We start from the raw sequence: 9,677 nt of genomic DNA on the forward strand, positions 1-9,677 counted from the left end.
TGCGCGAAGCGCCCCCGGGTCCCACATGGTGGGAACCCGGGGGCGCTTTTTTGCATGTCCGGATCACGGCTCGGAGGCGGCGGGCTGGACCCCGTGCAGCCGGATGGGCCTGTCGGCGCTGTAGAGGCTGCCGCCCGTGCGGTCGCGCACGGCGATCGAGACGGTGCAGACCTCCCCGTCGAGGGAAAAGCGGAGGGTGACCTGCTGGCCCATGTAGTAGCCGGGGTCGTAGGCGAGCCCTTCGACAACCGGCGGGTCGGCGTTCCCGTCGACCGTCTTTTCCCCGTGACGGCCGGTGTAGGTGAGGACCGCGCCGTCCGCCGAGACGGAGACGCGGGAGGCGAAGGAGAGCTCGTTGCCAAGCGCCTCCTCGATGCTGTTGGAGATCTTTTTCGCGTAGGAGAGGTCGATGCTGTGCGCGTGGATTTTCACAAAGCTCGGCAGCAGCGCGGCGATCCCCGCCATCAGCAGGGCGGAGACGGTCATCGCCACGATCATCTCGATGAGGGTGAAGCCCCTTTTTTTCCGCAGCAGGGCGCGCAGGCGGCTCATGGCGTTCCCCCCGTTTCCGCGGGCGCGTAGACGAATTTGCTCAGGCGCACCGTCCCGTCGCCGTTTGATACCTCGTAGGTCACAAGCCGTAGCTCCTCGTTCACCGTTCCGCCGCTGACGAGGGAGAAATCCCGCGTCTCGTAGGGCGCAGAGAGGTCCGCGCCCGCCTCCTCCGAGAGGGCGATGACCTGGTTGACCGCGTTTTCCGACTGCTGGGTGCGGATCGTGATGCGCGACGCGGTGACGAAGAGGGCCGCGACGACCGTCATCACGAGCGCGAAGAGCAGCACGCCGAGCACCGATTCGATCAGCGTAAAGCCCCGTTTATCCCGGAGCGGCTTCCCAATTTTCCGGCGCATGGCTCAGTCCCCCTTTACAAACTGGCGCAGCTTCCACTTCCCGGCGTCCGCCGCCGCGTCGAAGGTGCTGTGGAACCGGATGACCACCTCCCGGCCGTCAAGCTGGCAGGTGACGGCCAGATCGGCCTCGAGCGTTCCGGAGGCGGTATATTTGCTGCGGTTGTCCGGGTCGGCGGGGTCCCGGCGGACGGTGACGTCCGAAAGGCAGAAGGAGGCGTCCATGCGTACCGTCCGGCCGTCCGCGCCGGGGTCGGCCGGGTCCGCGACGGCGATCTCCTCCGATTCCAGGGCGTTCGCCGCGCCTCTCCCCGGCAAAAAGACCGAATCCCGGCCGTCGGGGATGCTGGCGGAAGCCGCGGCGGCCTGTTTCCACCCCGATACGAGCGGCTCGAACCGCCCCGCCTCCACCATGCCGTTGACCGATTCGGCCAGCGAGACGGCGTAGGCGTCGGTCTGCGCGCTGGCGAGCTTGCGCTCTGCGCTCTGCATGTTCGCGAGCGCCGCCGTCAGGAGGGTGAAGCCGAGCGCCGACAGAAAGGCGAAGACGCAGACGACCGTCAGCAGGACGTATCCCTTTTTGTTTCCGGTGCGCATGGCCCCGCCTCCCCGTATGTTTCAGTTGCCCTGTTCCTACCTGTCATCATACCAGAAACAGCGCCTTTTTTCAACCGCGCATCCCTTCCAGAATCAGGGTCCGGACTTGTGTAACCGCACAGAAAATGGTAGTGCAAACGTCCGCTCCACCCCGACTCCCCGCCCTATCCAAATGTGCGCTCTACCGGGGTAGATCTTGAAGCCGCCGGCGACCTCGGCATCAAAACGATCTGGGCGCTTTCGCTGCCCGGAAAAACCGCGCCGATCACCGCCGGAGAGATCATCCTCGACACGATCGGCAACTGCCTGTCTGAACAGGAGGTGCTGTGATGGACAAATTAAAACTGGGCTTTGCCATGACCGGTTCCTTCTGTACCTGGGCGAAGGTGCTGCCGGTGATGGAGGAGCTTGCGGGGACCTACGACGTGTTCCCGATCCTCTCCCCGATTTCCTACGTCTCCGACAACCGCTTCGGCAAGGCCGCCGACTGGATCGATCGGATCGAGCGGGCGTGCGGCCGCAAGGTGTGGCACACGATCGAGGAGGTCGAGCCGATCGGCCCGAAAAACCTGCTCGACGCGATGGTGATCGTCCCCTGCACGGGCAACACCCTCGGCAAGCTCGCCAACGGTGTGAACGACACCCCCGTGACGATGGCCGCGAAATCGAATCTGCGCAACGGGAACCCGCTTTTGCTGGCGGTGTCGACCAACGACGCGCTCTCCGGTTCGGCGCGCAACATCGGCGTGCTGATGAACGCCAAGAACGTCTATTTCGTCCCGATGTCGCAGGACGACCCGGTCAAAAAGCCGACCTCGGTGGTGGCGCACTTCGACAAGGTGGGCGCGGCGCTCGAGGCCGCGCTCGCGGGAAAGCAGCTCCAGCCGGTCTATGCGTGACCCGATGAAACGATGAAGCCCCCGTCCGCGCAGGCGGACGGGGGCTTTTTGGCGTCACCGTTCCGGCAGGAGCCGGATGGTCCGCGCGATGCCGTCGAGCTGTTCGCCGGTGACGAGCCCCTCCTCGAAGGAGAACGCCACGTAGACGAGCAGCTTTTCATCATAGGAGAGGATGGCCGGGCTGTAGCGTTCGGGCCTGTCCGCCATGCTGACTGCCTCCCATTCGGGGCCGTCCGCCTTGCACATCACCCGGCAGGTTGCGGTGCAGGTCGTCTCGGTCATCGTGACGGGGGTGTAGTCGTTGTCCCAGTTGACGACCGAACCGAGCATCAGCGGGCCGTAGATCATGCGGTGGAAGTTTTCCCCGGTCGTCGGCCCGACGAAGGTGAAGGTCCCGCAGCCGACGCTGCCGACGCGGGTCTCCCCGTCATAGAGGTCCATCGGGGTGAAGAGGTCCGCGGCCGCCTCCGCCCGCGCGGGCCTGCGGACCGTCCAGCCCTCGGGCAGCGCCATGCGCAGCCGGAAGGGAGAATGCTCATAGATTTCGGCGTTGTAGTCGGTTTTCCCCTCCTGATAGGCGGGAAAGAGCACCTCCGCCTGCCGGAAGCCCGCCGGGGTCTCGATGGAGGGGACGGGCAGCGGCGGGCCGAAGGGACGCTCGCCCGCCGACAGCCTGATGCTGTCGGCAATTACGCGGAGCTGTTCGTCGGTGAGGGCGCTGTCGAGCAGTTCGATGCCGGTGAAGTAGAGCAGGTCGAGGTCGCAGCAGAGTACGCCTTTGTTATAGTAGTCCGCGCCGTCCCCGAAAAGCCGCGCGGGGTAGCGGACCCGGCAGGTCGCGGAGACGGCCCGTCCCGTCTGCGCGACAAGGGTGTAGCTGTCGTCCCAGGTGCGAACGCCGGTCATCAGCCAGCGGTAGTAGCCCTGGTAATCGGCCGGGGGCGCGTCGAAGCCGTAGTCCTCCCACGCCTCGATCGGTTCGTCGTCAAAGCGGTCGTACCCCACGGTGCCGACGCACTGCCCGCCGCGATAGAGGTTGACCGGCCCGCGGAGCATCTCCGCATAGGTGCCCTCCCCTTCAGCGGGGAGCCGCGCGGTCCACCCCTCGGGGAGCAGCAGGTCGAGGGTGACGAGCTCCTCCGCGCGGTAATCCACCGCGCCGCTCCGGGCGGGCGGGAGCAGGTCGCCGTTTTCGTCCACGCGCAGGTCCTCGCCCGTCCCGACGCTCTCGCGGTTGTCCGGAAAGGCGATATGCACCTCGCAATAGCCCTCTGGTGCGGCGGAAACAGCCGCCGCTTCTTCCTCCGTCCCGGACGCCTCCGCCGCGGCCGCCGCCGGCGCCTCCTGCGGCGCGGGCTGGGCCGGCGCGCACCCGCCCAGCGAAAGCAGGAGGGCCGCGCACAGTCCCGCCGCGCGGGCAACGCTCTTTTTCATTCCGGTTCCCCCAATCCAATCCGATTTGAATTCAGTATACCTCCCGCCGGCGGGGGACGCAAGATGGAAAAAGGACCCGGAGGTCACGGCGGAGCGTTTTGCCGGGCGGGAGGAGGCTTTTCCGTGCCGCCGCGTCCGCGCCGGTTTTGGCGGCCGGGCGGAGGGCGGCGGCCTGCGGGGCGGTCCCCAAAAGGGCGGACGGGGCGTCTTTTGTGGCCGGAAGGCTCAAAAACTTCCCTTTTCTAGTCACAAAACTAAAAAAATGCCGATCGACTCGATCAAAAATAGTTCCGCGAAATATCTAAAATGTTCGGTTAAATCGATCTTTCCGGAAGACAGACTTCACAATTTAAGGCTGGTAACAGAAAAAGTTGCATGAATATAGGTAAAAATTTCTAAACATCTTGCAACAATTTGGAAAGTATTCTATAATGAAGTTACATTTGATCAAGGTGCGCCGGGCTCGCGGTAGCGGCCCGCGGCTGGCGCGCGTGGGCGTTTTCCACCGGCCGGAGGTGGTCTTGTCCGGCATGGGTTTGAGAATGGAAACGAGAGGATGGTTAACATGAGTGTAAAACGGATGCTGGCGACCCTGAAAAGCCTGTTTGGCATCGGCCTGATCGCCCCGGTGGCCCTGTCGGCCTTCGGCGGGTTCAGCATGCTGGCGGTGAACGAGGGCGGCAAAAAGGACCGCCGCCAGGCCCCGGCCGTGGAGGAGCCCGCGGCGGAGGAACCCGCGGCGAGCCCGGCGCCCGCCGCCAAGGGGATGCAGAAGACGACCGTTTCGGCGGGTACGTCGATCACCGGCACGATCTCGTCGGACGGGCATGTCGAAATGCTCGGCGAGATGAAGGGGGATATCGACGCGAAGGGCAACGTCCGCATCTGCGGGCAGGTGACCGGGAACGTCCAGGGCAACAACATCGAGATGGTGGCCTGCCGGGTGCAGGGCAATGTCACGGCCTCCGCCATCCTGACGATGGACGGGGAGTCGGTGCTGGTCGGGGATATCGGCGCGGCGCGCGCCACGATCAACGGCCGCGTCAAGGGCAACGTCACGACGCGGGAGGCGGCGGTCTTCAACCAGAACGCCATGCTGCTGGGCGACGTCACCTCCGAGCTGGTCACCATCGACCAGGGCGCGGTCATCCACGGCGCCCTCAAGGTGCTCCGCGACAAGGAGATCGAAAAGGCGTTTGAAAACCTCTGAGCAAAATATCCGCGGGGCCCGTTCCAGATGTGGAACGGGCCCCGTTTTTTGCCATTCAGCCGAGCAGGGAGCGGAAGATCTCCTGGAGCAGGGCGGGGTTGCCGCGCCCCGCCGTCTTCCGCATCACCCGTCCGACGAGGGACTGGAGCGCGGCGGTCCTGCCGTTCCGGTAGTCGCCGGCGGCGCGGGGAAGTTCGACGAGCGCCTCGCGCGCCAGCACGGTGAGCGCCTCCCGGTCGCTGAGCTGTCCGAGCCCCTCCGCGTGCACCGTTTCGAGTGGGTCGCGGCCGGTGTCCCACAGCTCACGGACGAGGCGGCGGGCGGTGCCGCTGTTGATCCCGCCCTCCCCGAGCAGGTCGGCGATTTGGGCCATGTGCGCGGGAGGCAGGGGGATGCTTCCGCCGTCCTGCCCGAGCAGGGGGACCGCGGCGCTCTGGATGAGGTTCGCCGCGAGCGCGGGAAAGCGGGTGAGCGCGGCGGTTTCCTCGAAGTAGTCGGCCGCCTCCCTGCGGAGGGTGAGCAGCTCGGCGGCAAAGGGGGTGAGCCCCCAGCGCCCGACGTACCTGCGCTTGCGCTCGTCGGGCAGCGCCGGGATCTCCCCGCGCAGCGCGTCGAGCTCCTCCCGGGAGACGGCGATGGGCGGCAGGTCGGGGTCGGGAAAGTAGCGGTAGTCGTCGGCGTCCTCCTTGCGGCGCATCGGAAGGGTCCTGCCGGACGCCTGGTCGAACCGGCGGGTCTCCTGCACGACCGGTTCCCCGGCCTCGAGCGCGTCCGCCTGCCGTGCGAATTCAAATGCGATCGCCCTGGAGATGAACTGGAAGCTGTTGAGGTTCTTCATCTCGGTGCGGGTGCCGAGGGTTTCCACCCCCCTCCTGCGCACCGAGAGGTTGACGTCGCAGCGCATCGAGCCCTCGTTCATCCGGCAGTCGGAGACGCCGGTGTAGAGCAGGACGGCGCGCAGCTTGCGCAGATAGGCCTTGGCCTCCTCCGCCGAGCGCAGGTCGGGCTCCGAGACAATCTCGATGAGCGGTACCCCGCAGCGGTTGCAGTCGACGAGGGTGCCCTGCCCCTCGATGTGCACAAGCTTGCCCGCGTCCTCCTCGATGTGGATGCGGGTGATGCCAATCCGCTTGGAGCCGGCCTCCGTCTCAATCTCAAGAAAGCCGTTTTCACAGAGGGGCTGGTCGAGCTGTGAGATCTGGTAGCCCTTGGGCAGGTCGGGATAGAAGTAGTTCTTGCGGTCCTGCCGGGAGTGGGAAGCGATGCGGCAGTTTGTGGCGAGCCCCGCCTTGACGGCGTATGCGACCGCCTGCCGGTTGAGCACGGGCAGCGCGCCCGGCATACCGGTGCAGACGGGGCAACACTGGGTGTTCGGCTCCGCGCCGAAGGCGGTGGGGCAGGAGCAGAAGATCTTGGACGCGGTTTTGAGCTCGCAGTGGACCTCGAGCCCGATGACCATCTCATATCGATCGCGCGCGCTCATGGCTGTTTCCCTCCCTCGCTCTGTTCATAGGCGTAGGCGGCGCGGTAGAGGAGCTGTTCGGAAAACGGCCTCCCGATCAGCTGCATCCCGATGGGAAGCCCCCGCGCGCCGGTCCCGCAGGGTATCGACAGCGCGGGCAGACCGGCGATGTTGACCGGCACCGTGCACACGTCGCCCATGTACATCTCAAGCGGGCTGTTCCGCTTTTCCCCGAGCCGGCAGGCCGTGGTGGGCGCGACGGGGGCCAGCAGGAAGTCGAACCGCTCGAAGACGCGCGCGAAATCCCGCTGGACGAGGGTGCGCACCTCGAGCGCCTTCTTATAGTAGGCGTCGTAATACCCCGCGCTCAGCACAAAGCTGCCGAGCAGGATGCGCCGTTTGACTTCCGCGCCGAATCCCTGACTGCGGCTCTCCCGGTAGAGCTCGCCGATGTCGCGGCAACCCTCGGCGCGAAAGCCGCAGCGTACCCCGTCGAACCGGGCGAGGTTGGAGGACGCCTCGGCGGAGGAGAGCACGTAGTAGGCGGGCAGGGCATGGCGCAGGGTGGGCAGCGAGACCTCCTCCACCCGCACGCCGAGATGCTCGTACCGCGCGGCGGCGGCCTTGACGGCGGCGGAGACCTCGGGGGCGATCCCCCCGCCGAAGAATTCCGCGGGGAGCGCGGCGCGCAGCCCCCCGGCCTCCCGGCCGAGTTGGGAGCCGAAGCTCCCCCACTCCCGCGCAAGGCTGGTCGCGTCGCGCGGGTCGTGCCCGGCGATCACGTCGAGCAGCAGCGCGGAGTCCCGCACCGTCCGGGTGAGCGGCCCGATCTGGTCGAGGGAGGAGGCGAAGGCGACGAGCCCATAGCGGGAGACGGCGCCGTAGGTCGGCTTCATGCCGACCACGCCGCAGAAGGCGGCGGGCTGGCGGATGGAGCCGCCCGTGTCCGAGCCGAGCGCGCAGGGAGCCTCACAGGCGGCGACCGCCGCCGCCGAGCCGCCCGAGCTGCCGCCCGGCACGCGGGAGGGGTCCGCGGGGTTGCGGGTGATCTGGAAGAAGGAGCTCTCGGTGGTCGAGCCCATCGCGAATTCATCCATGTTGCACTTGCCGAGCGGTACCATCCGCCCGGCCTCCAGCCGTTCGACGACGTGCGCGTCGTAGGGCGGGGTGAAGCCCTCGAGCATCCGGGAGGCGCAGGTGGTGGGCGCGAAGCGGGTGCAGATGTTGTCCTTGAGCGCCACCGGAACGCCCGCCAGCGGCGGGAGCTCCTCACCCCGCAGGCGCGCCGCGTCCACCGCAGCGGCGCGGGCGCGCGCCGTGTCCGCCGTCACGGCCAGGTAGGCCCCGATCTCCGGGTCGCGGGATTCGATCTCGGAGAGGTAGGCCTCCGCCGCCTCGACGGCGGAGAGCTCCCGCCTCCGGAGCAGCGCGGAAAGCTTTGCGGCGCTCAGCCGCGTGATCTGCCGGTCTTTCATTTCATTCCCTCCTCATTCCACGACCTGCGGGACGAAGAAGCATCCGTCCCAGGTCTCGGGCGCGCCCGCGAGCAGGTCCGCGCGCGGCAGGGGCGTTCCGGCCCTGTCCGGCCGGAAGACGTTTTCCAGCGGCACCACATGGCCGGCGGGCGGGACCCCCTCGGTGTCCGCCTCCGCGAGCTGGCCGGCAAAGGCGACGAGCTCGGCCATCTGCCGTTCGAGCGCCTCCCGCTCCTCTGGCGCGACCCGCAGGCGGGCGAGGTTTGCCGCCGCGTCCACGTCGACGCGGGCCTGGCTGCGCCGCGCCTTGGCGGGGACGCCCACGCCCTCCCGGAGGAGCCCGGCCAGCCCGAGCGCATCGAGTTGCGCGGGGTCGACGGGGCCCGGCGCGCCGGTGAGTGGGCAGCGGGCATCCTTCGTCTTGGGGAAGGCGATCACGTCGCGCAGGGAGGGGGCCCCGAGCATCTGCATGACCAGCCGGTCGAGCCCGAACGCGAAGCCGCCGTGAGGCGGGGTGCCGTACTGGAAGGCGTTGACCAGAAAGCCGAACCGTTCCCCGATCTGCCCGTCGGAGAAGCCGAGCGCCTCAAACATCCGTTTCTGAACGTCGCGGCTGTGGATGCGGATGCTGCCGCTTCCGAGCTCGACGCCGTTGAGCACCACATCGTAGGCCTGCGCGCGTACCCGGGCGGGGTCGGTGAGCAGGTAGGGGAGGTCCTCGGGATAGGGCATCGTAAAGGGGTGGTGGGTCGCGACGTAGCGGCCCTCCTCCTTGGAATACTCGAACTGGGGGAAGTCGGTGACGAAGCAGAATTTGTAATCCCCGGGGTTCCTGCGCAGGCCGAGCAGGTCAGCGAGATCGAGCCGCAGGCCGCCGAGGGTGCGGCAGACGGTGGAGAAGCGGTCGGCGCAGAAGAGGATGAAGTCGCCCGGCCTGCCGTCCACCGCGTCGAGCAGCGCGGCAAAGTCCGCCTTGGAGAAGTATTTTGTCAGGACGGAGTAGGGCTCTCCGTCCTCCCGGAGGGCGATCCACGCCATCCCCCCGGCGCCGTAGGCGAGGGCCTTTTTGGTGAGCTCTTCAATCGTGCCGCGGGAAAAATCGCAGCGTCCCTTGACGTTGAGGGCGCGCACCACGCCGCCCGCCTCCACGGCCTTGCGGAAGACCGAAAAGCCGCAGCCGCGCGCAAGCTCGGTCACGTCGGCGATCGGCAGCCCGAAGCGCAGATCGGGCTTGTCGGAGCCGTAGCGGTCCATCGCCTCCCGCCAGGTGAGGCGGGGGAAGGGGGCGGGGAGCTCAATCCCCATCGCCTCCCGGAAGAGGTGCCGGAACATTCGCTCGAGGTGCCGCAGGATATCCTCCTGGTCGACGAAGGAGAGCTCCATATCCACCTGCGTGAACTCGGGCTGGCGGTCGGCGCGCAGGTCCTCGTCGCGGAAGCACCGCGCGATCTGATAGTATCTGTCGACGCCGGCGACCATCAGGAGCTGCTTGAAGATCTGCGGCGACTGGGGCAGCGCGTAGAATTCCCCCTGGTGCACCCGGCTGGGCACGAGGTAGTCGCGCGCCCCCTCGGGTGTGGATTTGGTGAGCATCGGCGTCTCCACCGCGAGGAACCCCTCGCTTTCGAGGAAGTCGCTCACGAGGCGCGCGACCCGTGCGCGAAAGCGCAGGTTTTCGAGCAGCCCCGGGCG

At 67.3% G+C, this 9,677-nt stretch carries 10 protein-coding genes; 3 read left to right on the forward strand and 7 right to left on the reverse strand.

Features of this window, described 5'->3' with window-relative positions:
• Positions 1 to 63: 63 nt before the first annotated feature.
• Genes ACZO3G_RS09270 through ACZO3G_RS09280 form a run of 3 tightly spaced genes read right to left on the reverse strand, consistent with a single transcriptional unit; the run spans position 64 to position 1,505 of the window.
• Positions 64 to 552: a PulJ/GspJ family protein gene (locus ACZO3G_RS09270; RefSeq protein WP_101549893.1), complete on the reverse strand. Its 489-nt coding sequence runs from the start codon at positions 550 to 552 to the stop codon at positions 64 to 66.
• Positions 549 to 911 (reverse strand): type IV pilus modification PilV family protein, encoded by a 363-nt coding sequence (locus tag ACZO3G_RS09275; RefSeq protein ID WP_101549895.1) that lies wholly within the window; start codon positions 909 to 911, stop codon positions 549 to 551. Before ACZO3G_RS09275 ends, ACZO3G_RS09270 begins: the two co-directional genes overlap by 4 nt.
• Positions 912 to 914: 3 nt before the next feature.
• Positions 915 to 1,505, reverse strand: a complete 591-nt coding sequence (locus ACZO3G_RS09280; RefSeq protein WP_288233800.1) for a hypothetical protein — start codon at positions 1,503 to 1,505, stop codon at positions 915 to 917.
• Positions 1,506 to 1,679: 174 nt separating this feature from the next.
• Between ACZO3G_RS09280 and ACZO3G_RS09285 the strand changes: the two genes are divergently transcribed.
• Together ACZO3G_RS09285 and ACZO3G_RS09290 are read left to right on the forward strand one after the other, a co-directional pair.
• Positions 1,680 to 1,835 (forward strand): hypothetical protein, encoded by a 156-nt coding sequence (locus ACZO3G_RS09285; protein ID WP_288283785.1) that lies wholly within the window; start codon positions 1,680 to 1,682, stop codon positions 1,833 to 1,835.
• Positions 1,835 to 2,404: a dipicolinate synthase subunit B gene (locus tag ACZO3G_RS09290; RefSeq protein WP_101549899.1), complete on the forward strand. Its 570-nt coding sequence runs from the start codon at positions 1,835 to 1,837 to the stop codon at positions 2,402 to 2,404. Before ACZO3G_RS09285 ends, ACZO3G_RS09290 begins: the two co-directional genes overlap by 1 nt.
• Before the next feature lie 54 nt (positions 2,405 to 2,458).
• Here the strand turns inward: ACZO3G_RS09290 and ACZO3G_RS09295 are convergent, their stop codons facing one another.
• Positions 2,459 to 3,838 carry a hypothetical protein gene (locus tag ACZO3G_RS09295; protein WP_302549875.1) on the reverse strand — a complete coding sequence of 460 codons (1,380 nt, stop codon included), beginning with the start codon at positions 3,836 to 3,838 and terminating at the stop codon, positions 2,459 to 2,461.
• Between the two features lie 565 nt (positions 3,839 to 4,403).
• On the opposite strand from ACZO3G_RS09295, the gene ACZO3G_RS09300 reads away from it, so the two are divergent.
• Positions 4,404 to 5,048, forward strand: coding sequence for a bactofilin family protein (locus ACZO3G_RS09300; RefSeq protein WP_158595696.1), 645 nt, complete (start codon positions 4,404 to 4,406; stop codon positions 5,046 to 5,048).
• Positions 5,049 to 5,103: 55 nt separating this feature from the next.
• Here ACZO3G_RS09300 and gatB read toward each other — a convergent pair whose 3' ends face one another.
• The 3 genes from gatB to aspS all read right to left on the reverse strand — a co-directional run.
• On the reverse strand, positions 5,104 to 6,531 hold the full coding sequence (gatB, locus tag ACZO3G_RS09305) for an Asp-tRNA(Asn)/Glu-tRNA(Gln) amidotransferase subunit GatB (protein WP_288283783.1): 1,428 nt from the start codon (positions 6,529 to 6,531) through the stop codon (positions 5,104 to 5,106).
• Positions 6,528 to 7,985 (reverse strand): Asp-tRNA(Asn)/Glu-tRNA(Gln) amidotransferase subunit GatA, encoded by a 1,458-nt coding sequence (gatA, locus tag ACZO3G_RS09310; protein ID WP_302549873.1) that lies wholly within the window; start codon positions 7,983 to 7,985, stop codon positions 6,528 to 6,530. The genes gatB and gatA overlap by 4 nt, the downstream gene beginning before the upstream one ends.
• Before the next feature lie 12 nt (positions 7,986 to 7,997).
• On the reverse strand, positions 7,998 to 9,677 hold a 1,680-nt coding region (gene aspS / locus ACZO3G_RS09315), incomplete at its 5' end, for an aspartate--tRNA ligase (RefSeq protein WP_486847101.1).

This window comes from Anaerotruncus sp., from assembly GCF_057433415.1.

Bases quoted from the DNA above. Each gene is read 5' to 3' on its own strand.
- ACZO3G_RS09270 (WP_101549893.1), bottom strand. From the start codon at position 552: ATGAGCCGCCTGCGCGCCCTGCTGCGGAAAAAAAGGGGCTTCACCCTC.
- ACZO3G_RS09275 (WP_101549895.1), bottom strand. From the start codon at position 911: ATGCGCCGGAAAATTGGGAAGCCGCTCCGGGATAAACGGGGCTTTACG.
- ACZO3G_RS09280 (WP_288233800.1), bottom strand. From the start codon at position 1,505: ATGCGCACCGGAAACAAAAAGGGATACGTCCTGCTGACGGTCGTCTGC.
- ACZO3G_RS09290 (WP_101549899.1), top strand. From the start codon at position 1,835: ATGGACAAATTAAAACTGGGCTTTGCCATGACCGGTTCCTTCTGTACC.
- ACZO3G_RS09295 (WP_302549875.1), bottom strand. From the start codon at position 3,838: ATGAAAAAGAGCGTTGCCCGCGCGGCGGGACTGTGCGCGGCCCTCCTG.
- ACZO3G_RS09300 (WP_158595696.1), top strand. From the start codon at position 4,404: ATGAGTGTAAAACGGATGCTGGCGACCCTGAAAAGCCTGTTTGGCATC.
- gatB (WP_288283783.1), bottom strand. From the start codon at position 6,531: ATGAGCGCGCGCGATCGATATGAGATGGTCATCGGGCTCGAGGTCCAC.
- gatA (WP_302549873.1), bottom strand. From the start codon at position 7,985: ATGAAAGACCGGCAGATCACGCGGCTGAGCGCCGCAAAGCTTTCCGCG.